The sequence below is a fragment of the Mucilaginibacter sp. genome, assembly GCF_041663085.1.
GTDB lineage: Bacteria > Bacteroidota > Bacteroidia > Sphingobacteriales > Sphingobacteriaceae > Mucilaginibacter.
The window spans coordinates 1-18,198 of the sequence record NZ_JBAZRC010000098.1 but is presented as its reverse complement, the minus strand read 5'-3'; the positions used below and the strand labels follow the sequence as shown (position 1 = coordinate 18,198).

Sequence of the window (18,198 nt, the reverse complement as noted above, 5' to 3'; positions counted from 1 at the left end):
TTGAGTAATTTGATTAACTCCTGAATTGAGTCCATAAGGATATATTATATGCATATAAAAGTATGATTTTCAGAAAATATATCGTCAGTAATTTTCAAATTCTGCTTTTTACAGGTCTGTTATACAACCGACATTTGCTTTCATATTAATTACTAAAACAAAAAACATGGAATCGCTACAACACAGAACAGAAGAAAATTCACCTATCATCAAACATGGTGATAATGTTAGAAACCCGTTTAAACCAACAGCCGCATTTATAGGGGCCTCCTGGTTTGCCTTATTAACAGGAGTGGTGGGATATTGCATCGGCTTATGGAATGCAAGCATGGAGTTGAACGAAAAAGGCTATTATTTCACCATTTTATTATTTGGCTTATTCGCCGTGATCTCTGTACAAAAAAGCGTCAGGGACCGGGCAGAAGGACTTGCAGTTACGGATCTGTACTATGGCCTAAGCTGGTTTGCTACTATCGCGGCAATGGTACTGCTAACGATTGGCCTGTGGAATGCCGATCTCGCCCGAAGTGAAAAAGGCTTTTACGCCATGGCATTCTGCCTAAGCATGTTTTCGGCCATTGCCGTACAAAAGAATACCCGCGACGCCAAGCTGATCGACGATAAAGAGCTGTAACGTAGCGGTTACCACCCCGCAGTTCCTTGCCTGGCAAGCCTGCGGGGTTTATTATTATAAGTAGCCAATGGCTATTGGCTTATTTTTAGACTATAGCCATCGTTAAACCCTGTAAAGTCTGTTTTTAACCGCCTGGATAAAACGTTAAGCGTTTCGCCATCCCTGTGTACTTCGAGATAGTGAAAATCCGGCTTATAATCTCCGGAGATATCAGGCATTTGCACGGTTTTAGCCCGCAGTGGCTGATGAAGGCCGCCACCCCCGCCAATTACAAGGAAATTTTTCCCCTGGATATTAAAGTTCTCAAAGTTGTGTGAATGACCCGAAAGGAACAGCACCGCTTTTTTTGATTTAATGAACGGCGGCACAAAGCTTTGCCTTACAGCTTCTGAAGGGTTTACGATGGTGCTGTTGGTATATGGCGAATGATGGCATCCAACAATGATCATTTTTATTGCCGAGGCGGTATCCAGTGCATTTAATTTAGCCTCATACCACTCGTTTTGCCGGGCAATCTCCGTTACTGACATTGCCGCGAAATTAGAATTTAATAATATTACTGCTACTGAGTCAACAACCTCTGTATAACCGGAGGGGTCATAAGCGGGAAAGCGCTTTTTAAAATTGCGTATCCCTTTTTTAGAATTGAACATTACCTCGTGGTTCCCCAATGTGGCATAAACGGGGATAGAATCCTTAACTAACTGACTAATGTAATTATCGATATTTTTCCAGGCCTTTTTGCTTTTGCCAAGCGAAACAACATCACCCAAAATAAACAAAGCTTTTGGGCGCAGGCTATCCACATCCTTAAAGATCATTTTTGTTGCCAGTAAATTATGATTGGTTTTGAGCCAAAGCTTTTCTACCCACATTGGTTCCTGCGTATCGCTGGCAAAAGCGATAACCTGATTTTTATTTTGCGCGGTTACTATCGGCACAAAACCCATTACTAATATGCATAGGCACAAGAGGCGTCTCATGCATTAAGAACGCAAATTTCAGAGGGTTAGTTTAGGGGACTAATGATGTTGATACTGGTGATAATTGCCACCGAAAGAATAATTTTGCAAGCGCTGGCTTCTTAAACGTTATTTTAACTATAGCTAACTATATATCAATTTTAAACAAATTACAGCGCATTCCGTACAAATACCTACATCTATAAAATCAAACGGTCTTGTCTGCCATATTAAACCAGTCCGTTATTACTAGCCTATGATAAAAAAAATAAATACGGTTTGGCTTAGGCTTATAGGTGATTCGTCCAGTTTTTCATTAGAAAGCAGGATATTTCACTCCATTAGTGTTGGTTTAAGTATACTGGCTATTTTTTATGTGCCTTATAATCTTTTTGCCGGGCTTTATGTCGCTTCTTTATCCAGTTTGCTATTAAGCCTGTTTTTTTATTACGAGTACTATAATTCCCGCTTTAATAACAAACCACACAGCAACATTTTATTTGGGGTAATAGGGATAATTGTTTTCTCTTTTAATTACTTTGCTAATTCGGGTATTAATGGCTCAACTGATATTATATGGCCAGCATACCTTTTGCTGGTATTTGCTATTTCCCCTTATCGGCAGCATCTGGCCTGGTTAATAGTATATATCATTGGTTTTCTGGTGTTGCATCTTGTTGCATACTATTATCCAGCGTTAGTCAAACATCCATTTGATGCGGGCAAGGGCGAGTTGATAGACAGGATTACGGCGTTCCCGTTACCGGTGATAGCAATTTATATCGTTATTAAATATATCCGCAAAAGCTACGATAAAGAACGTATAGCAGTTGAGGAAAAGGCCATAGCTATTGAAGTACAGAATCAACACATATTACTTCAAAAAGAGCAGCTCGAAAAAAGCGATATCGAAAGGAACAAGTTAATGTCCATCATATCGCATGATATGCGCACACCACTTATTAACATACAAAGTTACCTGCAATTGCTTAACGAAAATGAATTGGACGGCCCGCTGAGGGCGGGAATAGAGCAGGAATTACTTGCTTCAACTAACAGCACAATAGATATGCTTACCAATTTACTGCAATGGTCTAAATCGCAAATGGAGGGGCCTGCTGTTAATTTGGTGTCGGCAAGCCTGCTCGATATAATAAAAAGCACATTGGATATGGGCAAAATACAAGCTAATAAAAAAGATATCGCCCTAAACTATACTATTAGCCCGGCGCTGATAGTAATTGCCGACATGAATATGCTGCAACTGGTAGTACGTAACCTTATTAGCAATGCCATTAAATTTACCCCCAAAGGCGGTATCATTAATATAGATGCACAGTTAGTGCAGCACGAATGTAAGATAACGGTTAGTGATAACGGTAAAGGCATAGACCCAGGCAAGCAGGATAAAATATTTTCTATTTATACCGAGCCAGGCTTTGGTACAAACAACGAAAAGGGGGTTGGTTTGGGCCTGCTTTTATGTAAAGAATTCATTGAGCGCCAAGGCGGCAGGATAGGTTTTGAAAGCGTACCTGGCCGGGGTTCCAGTTTTTTTATTTTTATACCGGCAAGAGCGAATGTTGATTAATTGGAATGGCCAAAAAACAAAAAAGCCTCAAATCTTTCAATTTAAGGCTTTTTACTTCTGAGGTAGCGGGAGCAGGACTCGAACCTACGACCTTCGGGTTATGAGCCCGACGAGCTACCAACTGCTCCATCCCGCACTATCTTTTTGGTATATTACATAACGGGCATAACTCCGAAATGTTTGTTCCAATTGTCAAAAAAGCAATTTGCTGTTCCTTTTAATTGGACTGCAAAGATATAATTCGTTTCTTTGCAGTCCAAATAATATTTTAATTATTTTTTTATGGCGCATAAGGCAGGTTTTGTAAGTATAATTGGTAAGCCCAACGCGGGTAAGTCAACCCTTATGAACGCATTGGTGGGCGAAAAAATGTCAATCATTACCCCAAAGGCGCAAACCACCCGCCACCGTATCCTGGGGATTGTTAATACTGACGACTATCAAATCGTGTTTTCTGATACCCCCGGTATCATAAAACCACACTACGCATTGCACGAAAGTATGATGCACCAGGTTGATGGCTCTATTGTAGATGCCGACCTGATTTTGCTGGTTACCGATATCCACGAGGAGTTTAACGAAGAAGATGTTGTTAAAAAACTGGCAGGCTCTACCGCCCCGCTGGTTGTTTTGATCAATAAAATAGATCTGTCGAGCGAAGAAGAAGTAAAAGAGAAAGTTGATTACTGGCAGGAAAAATTAAACCCTAAAGCTATCTACGCGATATCTGCCCTGCATGATCATAATATAAAAGCCGTAATGGATTTTGTATTGGATAGCCTGCCTGAGCACCCCGCTTATTACGAGAAGGATGCCCTGACAGACAGGAACGACCGCTTCTTTGCGTCAGAGATGATCCGCGCGCAGATCTTTAAACAATACAAAAAAGAGATCCCATACAGCACCGAGGTTATTGTTACCGCTTTTGTTGAAGGCGAAAAGCTGCACCGCATCAGCGCCGAAATTATTGTGGAGCGCGATTCGCAGAAGAATATCATCATAGGCACCAAAGGGGAAATGCTGAAAATTGTAGGTACATATGCCCGCAGGGATATGGAAGACTTTTTCCAGAAGAAGATCTTCCTGGAAATGTTTGTTAAGGTTATCCCCGACTGGCGCAGCAAAAAAAATTACCTGAAAAAATTCGGGTACGAATAGTTGAAAAGAATCAAGATGTAAGAATCAAGATTCAAGAAAAAAATTTAATACACAGTGCAGAATTTTAAGAGAAGATCACGATTTTTATATCGTCTTGGTTCTTGGCTCTTAATTCTTGATTCTAAAAAACATGAGTAATATAGTAGCTATAGTAGGCAGGCCAAACGTTGGCAAATCCACTTTATACAACCGTTTAACCGAAAGCCGTAAAGCTATTGTTGACGATTTTAGCGGCGTAACCCGCGACAGGCATTACGGAACATCCGAGTGGATAGATAAAAAATTTACGGTTATTGATACCGGCGGCTATGTAGCCAATTCCGAAGAACTTTTTGAGGTTGCCATTCGCGAGCAAGTGCTTATCGCCATTGAGGAAGCCACCGTTATTTTGTTTATGGTTGATGTTACCACCGGCATTACCGACCTTGACGACGAAATAGCCAACATCCTTCGTAAAGGCAAAAAGCCTGTATTTGTTGTAGTAAACAAACTGGATAACAATGCCAACCTGGCCGATGCGACTGAGTTTTACAGCCTGGGTTTAGGCGAGATCTACACCATATCTTCAATGACCGGATCTGGTACAGGCGAGCTGCTTGATGATGTTGTTAAACATTTTGAGGATGTACCGTTTGAAGAGAACGAACGCCCTAAATATGCTATCATCGGTCGCCCTAACGTTGGTAAATCCTCCATCATTAATGCGCTTATTGGCGAGGAACGTAACATTGTTACCCCTATTGCCGGTACCACGCGCGATTCTATCCATATCCATTATAACCAGTACGGTCATGATTTTATGCTGATAGATACCGCCGGGATGCGTAAAAAAACCAAGGTAAAAGAGAATATCGAATTTTACTCGGTGATGCGTACCATCAAGGCTTTGGAAGAAGCGGATGTGGTGATCATCATGATTGATGCCGTAGAGGGACTTGAAGCACAGGATGTAAACCTTTTCCACCTGGCCGAAAAGAACAAGAAGGGTATCGTTATCGTAGTGAACAAATGGGACTTGATAGAAAAGAACAACAAAACCGTAAAGGTATTTGAAGAGACCATTCGCCAAAAGATAGCGCCGTTTACCGATGTGCCGGTTGTGTTTACATCCGTTACCGAAAAACAACGCGTATTAAGGGTAATTGAAACAGCCAACCAGGTTTACGCCAACAGGGCCCGCAAGATCCCAACCAGTAAACTGAACGAGATCATGCTGCCGATAATTGAAAAATATCCGCCGCCATCACTAAAAGGTAAATACGTAAAAATTAAATACATTACACAGATAGCAGGTACATCACCAATGTTCGCTTTCTTCTGTAACCTGCCGCAGTATGTAAAAGAACCGTACTACCGCTTTATAGAAAACCAGCTACGCCAGAACTTTGAGTTTTCTGGCGCACCAATACAGGTTTGGTTTAGGCAGAAGTAATTTAACCTATATAAGATTTAAAAGCATCTGCCTGTTGGTAGGTGCTTTTTTTGTTTTAACCCTCTTTGCGTAGCAGAGAGGGTCGACCAGCGAAGCGAAGTCGGGGTGAGTAATCTCATACTATTTATTGCTTTGCTGAGTTTAAAATATTAAATTTGAGTATGAACTTGATCGCCGAAAAATTAGAATTAGCTAAACGCCTGCTGGATGTTGAAGACGAGGGATTATTGCTTCAAATTAAACAAGTGCTTGATAACGATGGAAAGGATTTTTGGGACGACCTGCCTGAAAATGTAAAGCAGGGAATTGAGCGCGCAAAAAAACAAGCGGCAGAAGGCAAATTAACTCCACATGACGAGGTAATGGCTAAGTATGCCAAATACCTATGAGCCACGCCATTTATTGGACGGACGAAGCACATGAAACTTTTGATGCCATTGTGCTAATCATTGAAGATAAATGGGGGTTTAAACAAGCAGGTGTCTTTGTAAAACGAGTTCAGCAGATTTCAAGTTTAATAGCTGAACAACCCTATTTATTTAGAGCATCGATAACTCATGATTTAAGGCAAGCTATCATATCCAAACAAACCTCTATGTTTTATGAGGTGAAGGAAAACTCAATAAACATTTTATTCTTTTGGGATAACAGGCAGGAGCCTTTGTTCGATCTTTAGTCGAACATCACATCTATTCAATTATGCAATCTCCACTCAATAAATATAACATCAAATTTCAGGAAGCGCTGGCCGGTTTAAATCCCGAGCAGTTGGCTGCCGTTAACCAAATGGATGGCCCTGTGCTGGTTGTTGCCGGGCCGGGTACGGGTAAAACGCAGATACTGGCTGCGCGTATCGGCAAAATATTGACCGATACCGATGCCCTGCCAAGCGAGATCCTTTGCCTTACCTATACCGATGCAGGTGCGGTTGCTATGCGTAAGCGCCTGTTCGAGTTTATCGGGCCGGATGCCTACCGTATTAATATTTACACCTTCCACGCGTTTTGTAACGAGATCATCCAGGAGAACCTGGAGTATTTTGGCAAACTGAATTTGGAGGCTTTGTCTGACCTGGAATCGGCCATGTTTTTCCAGGAGTTAATAGATGAGTTTGAGAACGACCACCTGCTGAAACGCTTTACCGGTGATAGATACTACGACGCCCCTCGCCTGAAAAAACTGTTCTCGACCATGAAAACCGAGAACTGGACGGAAGACCTGATCCGGGAAGCTGTAAAAGAATATTTGGACGACCTGCCCAACCGCGAGGAGTTCATCTACAAAAAAGCGAATGCCAAAGCGGGCATCAAAGCCGGAGACCCCAAGCAAAAGGACATCGACAAGGCTACCGAGACCATGGAGAAGCTGCTTGCTGCCGTTGCCGAATACAAACGCTACGATGCCAAAATGAAAGCCCGCGGCCGGTATGATTATGACGACATGATCCTTTGGGTGCTAAAAGCCTTCCGCGAGAACGACGAGATATTGCGCCGCTACCAGGAACGCTACCAGTATATTCTGGTGGATGAGTTTCAGGATACCAGCGGGTCGCAAAACCAGCTGCTTAGGTTTTTGCTGAATTACTGGGAAACTCCCAACGTGTTTGTAGTGGGCGATGATGACCAGTCGATATTTAAATTCCAGGGGGCAAACATGAAGAACATTCTTGATTTTGCCGGCGATTATGTTGATACCCTGCAAACGGTAGTGCTGAAGCATAACTATCGCTCTAACCAGCATATCCTGGATATTTCGCGTGCGCTCATCAACAACAACAACGAGCGTTTAACCGCCCAGCTAAAGCTCGATAAAAACCTGAAGGCTTCGCATCCGCGCTTTAACAGCGAGGTTGTTGAACCTACCATATTTGAATACGAAAACCCAAGCCAGGAACTGGTTGATGTAGCCCTGCAAATAAAAAAGCTGGTAACTACGGGCACCCCTCCCGGCGAAATAGCGGTGATATACCGTAACCACAGCCAGGTAGAGGAATTGCTGCACTTTTTAGATACCCAGCATATTGCCGTTAATACCAAACGCAAAATAGATATCCTTACCATCCCCTTCGGCGAGAAGATCATCAACATACTGCGTTACCTTTCGATGGAGCTGGATTCGCCATATAGCGGCGATGAATTGTTATTCGAGATCCTGCATTACGACTTTTTTAACATCCCGCCTATCGAGATTGCCAAGGCCAGCATAGCGGTATCAAAAGAAAACTTTGGTACAGCAAGTAATAACCTGCCTAAAACTTCGATGCGCCGCTATATCCACGAGATAAAGTTGGCCGCGCAAACCGACCTGTTCAGCAAGCAAACGGGTTCGGAAATGAAGTTCCTGATCAATGATATTGATGAGTTACTGAAAGATGCCGTGAGTGTTACGCTGCAGCAGTTTTTCCAGGATGTGATCGCCAAAATGGGCATCCTCAAATACATTATGCAGCAGCCGGACAAAGGCGTGCACATGCAAATGCTGACCAGCTTCTTCGACTTTTTGAAAGACGAAAGCCGCAAGAACCCCGAAATAAAACTGCCCGACTTGATAGCCACTATCGACCTGATGCGCAAAAACAACATCAGGATGGATCTGAATAAGGTGATCTTCTCTGATAATGGCATAAACTTCCTTACAGCTCACGGCTCCAAAGGCCTGGAATTTGAGCATGTGTTCTTCATCGGCTGCGATAAAAAAACATGGGACAGCAAGGGCCGCAACACCGGCTTTAGTTACCCGGATACGCTGACGAGGGCCGCATCTGACGATATTGCCCAGAAAGAAGAATCGCGCAGGTTGTTCTACGTGGCACTTACCCGTTCAAAACAATGCCTCAATATTTCCTACTCGGGCAAGGATAAAAATGGTAAAGACCAGGAGCCTTCGCAGTTTATTGGCGAGATACTGGCCGATACGCAGCTGCAGGTGAAACATCCGCATGTAAGCAGCGATGATATGCTGGAATTCTTCGCCACGCAATTCAGCGAGGCCGATAAACCGGTGGTTGAACTGCTGGATCATAACTACATTAACCAGCTGCTGCAAAACTATACCCTATCGGTTACGCATCTGAATAACTACCTGGATTGCCCGCTGCGGTTTTACTTCCAGTGCCTCATCAGGGTGCCATCGGGTAAAAGCCCATCGGCTACCTTTGGGCAGGCTGTCCACTGGGCACTGAATAAAGCCTTCAGGAGGCTTAAAGAGAACAATGACGAGTTCATATCCACCGAAGAGTTTTTAAAGGAATTTGGCTGGTATATGGCCCGCAACCGCGATTCGTTCACCAAGGATGAATTTAAAACCCGGATGGCCTATGGCGACAAGATCCTGCCCGCTTATTACGAGCAGAACGTACCCACCTGGAACAAAGTAGCCTTAACCGAACGCAGCATTAAGAATATTGAAGTGCAGGGCGTACCCATAAAAGGTAACCTGGATAAAATGGAATTTGACGGCAAGCAGGTAACCGTGGTTGATTATAAAACCGGCCGCGTACGCAACGCCAAACCAAAGCTGGAACGCCCTACTACCGATGACCCCAACGGCGGCGACTACTGGCGCCAGGCAGTATTTTACAAGATACTGGTTGATAACGACCGCACCAACGACTGGGAAGTGGTAAACACCATTTTTGATTTTGTAGAGCCCGAAAAGGAAGGCGAATATTATAAAGCAAAAGTTGTAATAACCCCCGAGGACATTGAAGACGTTACCAGGCAAATAACCACCGTTTACCAAAAGATAATGGCCCACGATTTTAACACCGGCTGCGGCAAAAAAGAGTGCGACTGGTGCCACTTCGTAAAAAGCAATTTTAAACAACCGGAGGGTTTGTTAGAGGTTGCTGAAGGGGAGGATGAGGTTGAGTAAAACGGTGTCGATTCTATTAATCCAATGTCATTGCAATCCCCCCGTTGTCATTTCGAACGAACATGGGCGGGGGTGTGAAATGGGGTGAGGAGAAATCTTCTACGCCATACATCGTTTAAGCAAAGTTCGCCGGTCGCTTGTATAAGATTTCTCCTCGTACCTCGTTCGAAATGACAGTGACAAATAGGATTAGTTGCGTAAGTTCATTACAAGATTAAAAACCTCTGTTAGATATTGTTATATTCTTCATTAAAAAGGATATATTAGATATTTATCAATGTATCATGAAACTTTTTGACGAAACAAAATCTATTCTTGAAAATCTATATTTATTAAGTGGGCCCATTATAGCCTTATTAGGCTTATTCATTTTTAAGCAAATTAAATTAGCCAAAGGGCAATTAACAATTGCTAAAGGGCAATTAGAAGAAGCGCAAAAACAATTATTAATATCGTCAAAAAGAGATTCAATTAAATTAGCCGCGGAACAAGTTCATTATTATCTAAATACAATAGTTGGGTTTCAAGATGTTTTGAACGATCAATTAAAAGAAGCTGACATAAATCCATTAAAAATAACGACGTATGAATTTAATTATAAAGATATTTTTAAACAATATGACGCACAGGTTGTAAGAAACTATCATGAAAAGCTATCGCCGCATTTAGTTAAATACCTTAAAGTTTTAAATAGCATGGAAACGTTTTCAACCTATTTTATTCAAGAAGTAGCAGATGAAAATGTTGCTTTTGAAGCCGTCGGCGCAACATTCTGTTACAGCGTAAATAATTACAGTTTTGTATTATGTATCCTTAGTAAATTAGAACATGAAACTTTTTTTTGCAATACAATAAAGTTGTATAATATATGGTCTAAGAGATTGGAAAAGAAAGGTATACAGTATAAAAAACAGAATTTGGAAAAAGAATTCACCGATAAAATCAATAAGATTAATGAAGAGTTAAAAAACAAAGGAGACGAAAGCATAATTCCATTAGGTTCTAAATAATTATCTATATCATACAATTAAGTGCCCCAAGCGCAGGCCACCCCGTCAGAGCGGGCGGGCCAGGTGTATGGCGGGAATGGCGGTTTAGCTTTTGCGCGTGATGCGAGAACAGCGAGTCAGCCAGCAAAAGCGTTAAGAACCGGCAGGGAGCGCGGGAAGCATTCGCTCTGACTTGATCTTTTGCTTCTTTTCTATCAAGAGAAAAGAAGTAGCCTCCGCGGCAATGAGCGGGCGAATTATCATAGTGGTTTACTTAGCATGAGAGATGCCAAACTCAATTCGGCATGATGCGGTTGACGAGCATGATGGTGAGCATATCGGCGAATAGATGCTTCACTGTCGTTCAGCATGACAAAGGGGCTTAATACATCACAAGCCCCGTGTCATTTCGAACGTAGAGAGAAATCTTGTTCATGTAACAGGTGGTGAACTTTGCATATTGAACAAGATTTCTCCTCGTACCTCGTTCGAAATGACATAGTTATGTATGCGCTATTGTTAAAACCGCTGATTATCAAAGCATTAATAATGTTCACAAGTGTTCACGGCAGTGAACGTGAACGCTAAAATACCTCCGCAGTCGCTCTGCTCCTGCCGAGTGACCGTTATTATAAGGCCTCCGGCCGAACTTCATTACTGCGGCGAGACGCCGCTAAATAGTCGTCACTCGGCAGGAGCCGAGCGACGGTAATGTTATAAAACAGAAAAGCCTCCAAATCGGAGGCTTTTCTGTTTTATTTATTTGCCAGCTTAGCAGCAGCGGGTTCGTCTAAAAACCATTGGAGGTCGGTACCCTGGATAAGTTGGGCGGGGTACTCCTGAATGTCTTTTTTGTCTTCCAGGATATGTTTTACAGCTTCTGCCTTGCCTGCGCCGTATACCAAAAACGCGATGTGATGCGCGTTGTTGATCAGCGGGGCGGTAAAGGTAATGCGGTTCATTTTTACCTCGTCGATGTATAAGGCCTGCACCGATGCGCTTTCGTCTGTTAAAACAGAAGTATGCGGGAACAGGGAAGCGGTATGCGAGTTATCGCCAAGACCAAGTATGATCAGATCGAAAGAAGCGCTCTCTCCATCAAAAAAATGGTCGAGGTGGCGGGTGTAATCTTTCGCGGCTTCTTCGGCACCCAGGGGTGTTTGCACAGCATATACATGCGATGGATCTATCCCCAGCGGGTCAAACAAAGTTTGCTTGGCCATCAGGTAATTGCTTTGCGCATCGTTAAGCGGTACATCGCGTTCGTCGCCAAAAAAGAAGTACACTTTACTCCATTCAATTTTATCGCGGTATTCGCTGGCCAGCAGCTCGTGTAATTTCTTGGGCGAGCTACCGCCGCTCAGTGCCACGCTAAAGCGGTCACGGGCTTCTATGGCCTGTTTGGCGGCATCTGCAAAGTAGGCAGCCAGTGCGGCCAGTACTTCGGTATCTGTTTTAAAAATATTCAGCTTCATATCCATTACTTTTTACCGTTAACAGGCAGGGTGAACCAGTTAAACCCGTCGCGGGCAATTAATGCCTCGGCAGATTCAGGGCCCCATGAGTCGGCGCTATAGTTAGGGAAATTCAGGCTCTTTTTATTTTGCCAGGTGCTTAGTATCGGCATTACCAGTTCCCATGCTGCTTCTACCTGGTCGCCACGCATAAACAGGGTTTGGTCGCCATGCATGGTATCCAGTATCAGGGTTTCATAAGCTTCGGGGGCTTGGTTGGTATAGGTGCCTTTATAATCAAAAACCATATCAACGGCATTCAACACCATATCAATGCCCGGGCGTTTGGCCTGTACCTGCAAACGGATGCTCATTTCGGGTTGTATGCTGATGATAAGCCTGTTTTGCTGCCAGCTTTCGGTAGCTTCGGCAGGGAATATCAGGTGCGGTACATCCTTAAACTGGATGGTAATAACAGATGACGACTGGTGCATGCGCTTACCTGTACGCAGGTAAAACGGAACACCCTGCCAGCGCCAGTTATCAATAAAGAATTTAATAGCGGCAAAAGTTTCGGTATTTGATTGCGGATCAACCTTTGGCTCTTCGCGGTAGCCGGGTACTTCCTTACCCTTCATCCATCCGCTGCCATACTGGCCCCTAACAGCCGAATTACGTACATCATCAGGGGTGAACTTACGCATGGCCTTTAATACATCAACCTTGCGGTCGCGTACTTCATCGGCATTAAAGCTAACAGGGGGTTCCATAGCCACGTGGCAAAGCAATTGCAGCAGGTGGTTCTGGATCATATCGCGCATAGCGCCCGAGCCATCGTAGTAATCGCCGCGTTCTTCAACACCTAGTTGTTCGGTAACCGAGATCTGTACGTGCTCAATATAGTTACGGTTCCACAGCGGCTCCATAATGGAGTTGGCAAAGCGGAAGGCCATGATGTTTTGAACCGTTTCTTTACCCAAATAGTGGTCGATACGGTAGATCTGGCACTCATCAAAAATGCCTTTCAGCAATTCGTTCAGTTCTTTTGCTGTTTCCAGGTCGTGGCCAAAAGGTTTTTCGATAATGATACGTACCTTTTGTTTATCCTCGGCCAGTTTGGCTTTTGATATGTTGGAGGCAATGATCGGGAAGAAATTTGGTGCTACTGCCAGGTAGAATAATACATTTGCGGTGGTTTTCCACTCGGCGTTATGGGCGTCAATGCGTTTACCAAACTCTTTATAGGTTTCGGCGTCGGTAGCGTCAGACACCTGGTAATAGATGCTTTTTTCAAATTCGGCCCATTTCTTGGCGTCGGCTTTGCCGCTGCGCGAGAACTGGTCGATATCGTTATGCAGATTGGTCCTGAACTGTTCGTCAGTCAGTTTTGTGCGACCGGTGCCGATGATAGAGAACTGGTTTGGCATCCACCCGTCTAAAAACAGGTTGTACAATGCCGGTGCAATTTTGCGGGAGTTTAAGTCGCCCGTACCACCAAATATGATAAAAATGGTAGGTTCGGATTTTGTGCTGTTACTACTCATGATAGTATTGTTTTTTATTAGATGCAAGAACCAAGAGTCAAGAATCAAGATAAGATTTTTTCCTGACCGATGCTTCCTGGCTCTTGTCTTGATTCTTGTGTCTTAATTCTTAACTCTCGTTACTTGGTGCCCACTGCGTATGGAACGTGCCTTCTTTGCCTATCAATTCGTAAGTGTGCGCGCCAAAATAGTCGCGTTGCGCCTGTGTTAGGTTTGATGGCATCCTTTCGTTACGGAAATTGTCAAAATATTCTAAAGACGCCGCATAGGCCGGTATTGCAATACCCGCGTTAACTGCCGATGAAACAATTTTACGGATACCCGGAAGCGTGCCTTTAACCAAAGCGGCAACGTCAGCATCCAACAGTAAATGCTCAAGGCCTTTGTTTTTGCCATAAGCACCGTAAATGTTTTCCAGGAATTTAGAACGGATGATACAACCACCCCTCCAGATCTTGGCTATCTCGTCAAGCTTCAGGTCGTATTTGTACTCAGCAGAAGCAAGCGATAGCATGTGCATACCCTGTGAATAGCTAATGATCATGGTGAAGTAGAACGCCTGCTCTAAAGCGGTCAACAGCTCATCAACATTACCATCAATAGTTTGGTTATCGTTAGTGCTGTAAATGGCGGCTGCTTTTGTGCGCAGAGCTTTGTATTTAGATAAGTCGCGCATTTCAACAGCACTATCTACCGTTGGGATAGGTGCCTGCAGGTCCATCGCGCTTTGCGATGTCCATTTACCGGTACCTTTTGCACGCGCCTCGTCTTTAATATCGTCTAAAAGCAAATGGTCGGTTCCGGGCGCTTTATAGGCGAAAATATCCTTTGTAATGTCTAAAAGGAATGATTGCAGGCGGCCATTGTTCCAGTCGGTAAATATTTTGCCGATGGCATCACCATCAAGCTTTAAACCTTTCTTCATGATCTCGTAGGTCTCGGCAAGCAATTGCATAATACCATACTCAATACCGTTGTGTACCATTTTAACAAAGTGACCAGATGCACCAGGGCCAATATAGGTTACACAAGGTGCACCGTCAACTTTGGCTGCAATGGCTTCAAATATCGGCTTCATTACGTTGTAGGCATCCTTGTCGCCACCCGGCATCATGCTTGGGCCGCGGCGTGCGCCTTCTTCACCTCCAGATACCCCCATGCCGAAGAAGTGCAGGCCTATAGCCTCTAACTGATCAACACGGCGGTTGGTATCAGTAAAGTGCGAGTTCCCTCCGTCAATCAAAATGTCACCCTTATCTAAAAGCGGGGTAAGTTCCTCAATTACGGCATCTACAATTTTACCTGCAGGTACCAGCATCATAATGGCACGTGGCGTGCTAAGGCTTTGTATAAACTCTTTTACATCGCCAAAACCCTTTACTTTTCTGTCGCCGGCCTCTTCATTTAAAGAAGCTACTTTCTCAGCATCTTTATCGTGACCAGCAGCTGCATAACCGTGATCAGCTATGTTGAGTAATAAGCTACGGCCCATTACGCCCAAGCCTATCATACCGAAAGCATATTTATCTGTTGTTGCGCTCATGTTATTTGAGGTTTTCTTTCTTAAGGTCGTTTAATATTTTTTTAGTTTTCTCGAAGTCGGTGTGCTGAAACGAGCGGATGCCAAGCTTTTCGGCTGTGCGTACAAACATTATGCGGTCGTCAAAATACACGCACTGGTTGGGCGATACCTGGGCAATACCCATAGCCAGCTGCCAGATACCCGGGTCGGGTTTGCGCATTTTTACTTCGCACGATGAGATAAATGCATCAAAGCACTCGTGCAGTTTAAACTTCTGCACACGATAATCATTCAGTTCCTTACCTTCGTTATTAATGGAGATAATGCGGAAGCCGCAATCTTTTTTCCATTCCTTTAGCCACTTTAACATATCGGGTAACTCAACAGACTGCGCGTATATAAATTCCTTAAAGTCCTCGCGAACAAAATCGCGGGGCTCGTTAAATATCACGGTATCAAGGTACTCATCAAGCGTAATGCTGCCTATCTCGTATACGTTGAATATAAAGTTATGCAGGGCGTTAACCTCGTCATAATCCAGCCCGAATTTTTTGGCTGCTTCATGGCGCGATTCGTGGCCCCATCCGTTGGTTAGCAATATGCCTCCAACGTCAAAGAAAAGGATCTTTACATCTGATTTTTTCATCAGCTTTTGGGTTATGCCTTTGCTTTTTGGTCTTCGATAGCCTTCAGCAATTTTTCGAAGGGCTTGTTGAATTTTTCGATACCTTCATCTTCAAGGTCTTGTGTGATCTTGTCTAAATCGATACCTAATGATTTTAACCTGCCTAAAGTTTCGGTAGCCTGGTCTAAACCTAACATCAATGTATCGGCTGCAATACCATGGTCGCGGAAAGCATCGATAGTTTCCAACGGAACGGTATCAACAGTATCCGGACCGATAAGGGCCTCAACATATTTGGTATCTTTAAACGCAGGGTTTTTGCTGCCGGTACTTGCCCAAAGCAAACGTTGTGGCTTACCACCTTTTGCTTCCAAAGCTTTCCAACGCTCAGTGCTGAATACGCGTTTGTAAATTTCGTATGCTTTTTTAGCTGACGCGATGGCAACTTCGCCAACAAGCCCGTTTTCGCCTTTTGCCTGTAATAATGGGTCAACAACCACATCAATGCGGCTCAAAAAGAAGCTTGCTACTGAAGAGATATGCTCGATGTTATGACCGGCCGCTAAATGGTCTTCTAAACCAGAGATGTATGCTTCGGTAACTTCTTCGTAACGCTCTAAACCAAATAGTAAAGTAACGTTAATGTTGATGCCTTTGGCGATAGATTCGCGGATGGCTTTTAACCCCGGTTTTGTACCCGGTATTTTGATCATTACGTTTTTGCGGTCAACCTGTTTCCAAAGCAATTCCGCTTGTTTAGCTGTGCCTTCCGCATCTAAAGCTAAAAATGGTGATACCTCTAAACTAACGTATCCATCGGCACCAACAACGCCTTCGTTGTAAACACCATCAAATAAGTCGGCAGCAGCCTGGATGTCTTTTATAGCTAAACCAAAGAAAAGCTCTTCGGTAGTTTTGGCAGTTGCGCCAAGTGTTTTTATATCCGCATCATAATCAGAACTGCTGGTTATGGCTTTTTCAAATATCGCTGGGTTTGAGGTTACGCCTCTTACGCCATCCTCGTCAATCAGTTTTTGTAATTTACCTGATGAGATGATCTCGCGGTCAATAAAATCAAGCCAGATGCTCTGGCCGAAATCATGTATTTGTTTTACGTTATTTGCCATGATGAATGTATATAGTGTGGTTTTAAATTCTTTGTTAATTATTAATTTTTGTTGCACAAATCTCAGGTTTATAGTACCCGATAGTGTAATCCTAATCTCCTTATTATGTTAGGCTCAAGTCACAATATCAGTTATTTTCTGCCGTTAAAATCTGCAGATCGTAACCAATAAACAGCCCGCTTTCAATAACGCCGGTTATGGCTTTTATATCACGTTCCAGGGTGTCTTTTATTTCATCAAAACGGCAATCTAAAATAAGGTTGCCATTTTCAGTAATAATAGAACCGTCCTTACCTTTTGCAGGCCTTAAGGCAATGCTGTTGGCGCCAAGTTTTTTAAGTCCGGCCTCCACATGCAATAATGCTTGCGGAAAAACCTCAACCGGTATCGGGAAGTTTGTCCCCAGTTTTGGCACCAGCTTGCTATCGTCAACAATAATGTAGTTTACCTTACTGCTGCTTATCAATAGCTTCTCTTTAAACATGGCACCACCACGGCCTTTTATCAGCCAGTTGTTCGGGTCTACCTCGTCGGCCCCGTCAAAAAGCCAATCGGGGGTGTGCTCAAACAAGGTGGTAAGCGGGATGCCCAGCTTGCTGCAAAACATGGTTATCTCTAACGATGTTGGTATTGCCAGTACATTCAGCCCTTCGGCCTTTATCCTTTCGGATATTGCCAGCAGCGCCATATAAACCGTAGAGCCCGAGCCAACACCCAGCACATCGCCATCTTTTACCATTGCGGCAATTTGCTGCGCTACCTTTTGTTTGCCTTCCGGGTTAACGATCTGTGACGACCATTGAAGCGTACTGATTAAACTATCCATTTTTTAGAGTCAAGAATTAAGAGTCAAGAACCAAGAGCGAAGTTTGTCTTGCCTCTTGATTCTTATCTCTTGTATCTTTTTATAAAATCGCTTTTGCTCTTTTAACTACGTTTTCAATTGTAAAGCCGAAGTGTTTGTACAGGTCATCTGCCGGGGCCGATTCACCAAAGGTGGTCATGCCCAACATATCGCCTTCGTCGGTAGTGTATTTATGCCATCCCATTGGCGATGCCATTTCAACGGCTAAACGCTTGCGGCTTGCTTTAGGGAATATTTTCTCTTTGTAAGCAGCATTCTGTTTCTCAAACAACTCCCATGATGGCATACTTACCACGCGGGTAGAGATACCGTCTTTTTCAAGCTGTGCCTGTGCGTCTAATATCAACGCAACTTCAGACCCTGTAGCCATCAGGATCAGGTCAACACCTTTGCTGGCTTCTGATACGATGTAAGCGCCTTTC

Annotated in this window: 16 protein-coding genes and 1 tRNA gene; 8 read left to right on the top strand and 9 right to left on the bottom strand. The window is 43.6% G+C overall.

The features are described 5' to 3' along the window. Positions 1–166 precede the first annotated feature (166 nt). The gene (gene yiaA, locus WC615_RS16325; RefSeq protein WP_372979144.1) at positions 167–634 is read left to right on the top strand and encodes an inner membrane protein YiaA; all 468 of its coding nucleotides are present in this window, start codon (positions 167–169) and stop codon (positions 632–634) included. Between the two features lie 71 nt (positions 635–705). Here the strand turns inward: yiaA and WC615_RS16320 are convergent, their stop codons facing one another. Then, the gene (locus tag WC615_RS16320; RefSeq protein WP_372979143.1) at positions 706–1,584 is read right to left on the bottom strand and encodes a metallophosphoesterase; all 879 of its coding nucleotides are present in this window, start codon (positions 1,582–1,584) and stop codon (positions 706–708) included. Positions 1,585–1,852: 268 nt separating this feature from the next. On the opposite strand from WC615_RS16320, the gene WC615_RS16315 reads away from it, so the two are divergent. Continuing rightward, on the top strand, positions 1,853–3,187 hold the full coding sequence (locus WC615_RS16315; protein ID WP_372979142.1) for a sensor histidine kinase: 1,335 nt from the start codon (positions 1,853–1,855) through the stop codon (positions 3,185–3,187). 63 nt (positions 3,188–3,250) lie between these two features. On the opposite strand, the gene WC615_RS16310 is transcribed toward WC615_RS16315, so the two are convergent. Further along, a tRNA-Met gene (locus WC615_RS16310) sits at positions 3,251–3,323 on the bottom strand. Positions 3,324–3,469: 146 nt separating this feature from the next. Here WC615_RS16310 and era point away from each other — a divergent pair. The 6 genes from era (at position 3,470) to WC615_RS16280 (ending at position 10,660) form a co-directional block, all read left to right on the top strand. Then, complete coding sequence (gene era / locus WC615_RS16305) at positions 3,470–4,345, top strand: GTPase Era (RefSeq protein WP_191175513.1); 876 nt, start codon at positions 3,470–3,472, stop codon at positions 4,343–4,345. Between the two features lie 130 nt (positions 4,346–4,475). Beyond that, complete coding sequence (der, locus tag WC615_RS16300) at positions 4,476–5,777, top strand: ribosome biogenesis GTPase Der (protein ID WP_372979141.1); 1,302 nt, start codon at positions 4,476–4,478, stop codon at positions 5,775–5,777. Between the two features lie 161 nt (positions 5,778–5,938). Next, a complete protein-coding gene (locus tag WC615_RS16295) occupies positions 5,939–6,166 on the top strand; it encodes a hypothetical protein (RefSeq protein ID WP_372979140.1) in 228 nt (75 codons plus the stop codon). Further along, positions 6,163–6,453: a type II toxin-antitoxin system RelE/ParE family toxin gene (locus tag WC615_RS16290; RefSeq protein ID WP_372979139.1), complete on the top strand. Its 291-nt coding sequence runs from the start codon at positions 6,163–6,165 to the stop codon at positions 6,451–6,453. Before WC615_RS16295 ends, WC615_RS16290 begins: the two co-directional genes overlap by 4 nt. A gap of 23 nt (positions 6,454–6,476) precedes the next feature. Then, complete coding sequence (locus WC615_RS16285; RefSeq protein WP_372979138.1) at positions 6,477–9,650, top strand: ATP-dependent DNA helicase; 3,174 nt, start codon at positions 6,477–6,479, stop codon at positions 9,648–9,650. 284 nt (positions 9,651–9,934) lie between these two features. After that, positions 9,935–10,660 (top strand): hypothetical protein, encoded by a 726-nt coding sequence (locus WC615_RS16280; RefSeq protein WP_372979137.1) that lies wholly within the window; start codon positions 9,935–9,937, stop codon positions 10,658–10,660. Positions 10,661–11,394: 734 nt separating this feature from the next. Here the strand turns inward: WC615_RS16280 and pgl are convergent. From pgl to WC615_RS16245, 7 genes are all read right to left on the bottom strand, one after another. Beyond that, entirely contained in the window at positions 11,395–12,114 is a 720-nt protein-coding gene (pgl, locus tag WC615_RS16275) for a 6-phosphogluconolactonase (RefSeq protein ID WP_372979136.1), read from the bottom strand. Between the two features lie 5 nt (positions 12,115–12,119). Then, the gene (gene zwf, locus WC615_RS16270) at positions 12,120–13,637 is read right to left on the bottom strand and encodes a glucose-6-phosphate dehydrogenase (RefSeq protein ID WP_372979135.1); all 1,518 of its coding nucleotides are present in this window, start codon (positions 13,635–13,637) and stop codon (positions 12,120–12,122) included. Positions 13,638–13,746: 109 nt separating this feature from the next. Continuing rightward, complete coding sequence (gene gndA, locus WC615_RS16265; RefSeq protein ID WP_372979134.1) at positions 13,747–15,180, bottom strand: NADP-dependent phosphogluconate dehydrogenase; 1,434 nt, start codon at positions 15,178–15,180, stop codon at positions 13,747–13,749. Position 15,181: 1 nt separating this feature from the next. Continuing rightward, positions 15,182–15,805, bottom strand: a complete 624-nt coding sequence (locus tag WC615_RS16260) for an HAD family hydrolase (protein ID WP_372979133.1) — start codon at positions 15,803–15,805, stop codon at positions 15,182–15,184. Positions 15,806–15,816: 11 nt separating this feature from the next. Continuing rightward, positions 15,817–16,911 carry a transaldolase gene (gene tal, locus WC615_RS16255; protein ID WP_372979132.1) on the bottom strand — a complete coding sequence of 365 codons (1,095 nt, stop codon included), beginning with the start codon at positions 16,909–16,911 and terminating at the stop codon, positions 15,817–15,819. Between the two features lie 127 nt (positions 16,912–17,038). After that, entirely contained in the window at positions 17,039–17,737 is a 699-nt protein-coding gene (gene rpiA / locus WC615_RS16250) for a ribose 5-phosphate isomerase A (RefSeq protein WP_372979131.1), read from the bottom strand. Positions 17,738–17,816: 79 nt separating this feature from the next. Next, a partial coding sequence (locus tag WC615_RS16245) for a transketolase C-terminal domain-containing protein (RefSeq protein ID WP_372979130.1) occupies positions 17,817–18,198 on the bottom strand: 382 nt, incomplete at its 5' end.

Coding starts and splice junctions, on each gene's coding strand:
- WC615_RS16260 (WP_372979133.1), bottom strand. CDS start 15,805: ATGAAAAAATCAGATGTAAAGATCCTTTTCTTTGACGTTGGAGGCATA.
- WC615_RS16290 (WP_372979139.1), top strand. CDS start 6,163: ATGAGCCACGCCATTTATTGGACGGACGAAGCACATGAAACTTTTGAT.
- rpiA (WP_372979131.1), bottom strand. CDS start 17,737: ATGGATAGTTTAATCAGTACGCTTCAATGGTCGTCACAGATCGTTAAC.
- yiaA (WP_372979144.1), top strand. CDS start 167: ATGGAATCGCTACAACACAGAACAGAAGAAAATTCACCTATCATCAAA.
- WC615_RS16320 (WP_372979143.1), bottom strand. CDS start 1,584: ATGGGTTTTGTGCCGATAGTAACCGCGCAAAATAAAAATCAGGTTATC.
- der (WP_372979141.1), top strand. CDS start 4,476: ATGAGTAATATAGTAGCTATAGTAGGCAGGCCAAACGTTGGCAAATCC.
- tal (WP_372979132.1), bottom strand. CDS start 16,911: ATGGCAAATAACGTAAAACAAATACATGATTTCGGCCAGAGCATCTGG.
- gndA (WP_372979134.1), bottom strand. CDS start 15,180: ATGAGCGCAACAACAGATAAATATGCTTTCGGTATGATAGGCTTGGGC.
- WC615_RS16280 (WP_372979137.1), top strand. CDS start 9,935: ATGAAACTTTTTGACGAAACAAAATCTATTCTTGAAAATCTATATTTA.
- pgl (WP_372979136.1), bottom strand. CDS start 12,114: ATGAAGCTGAATATTTTTAAAACAGATACCGAAGTACTGGCCGCACTG.
- WC615_RS16315 (WP_372979142.1), top strand. CDS start 1,853: ATGATAAAAAAAATAAATACGGTTTGGCTTAGGCTTATAGGTGATTCG.
- zwf (WP_372979135.1), bottom strand. CDS start 13,637: ATGAGTAGTAACAGCACAAAATCCGAACCTACCATTTTTATCATATTT.
- era (WP_191175513.1), top strand. CDS start 3,470: ATGGCGCATAAGGCAGGTTTTGTAAGTATAATTGGTAAGCCCAACGCG.
- WC615_RS16295 (WP_372979140.1), top strand. CDS start 5,939: ATGAACTTGATCGCCGAAAAATTAGAATTAGCTAAACGCCTGCTGGAT.
- WC615_RS16285 (WP_372979138.1), top strand. CDS start 6,477: ATGCAATCTCCACTCAATAAATATAACATCAAATTTCAGGAAGCGCTG.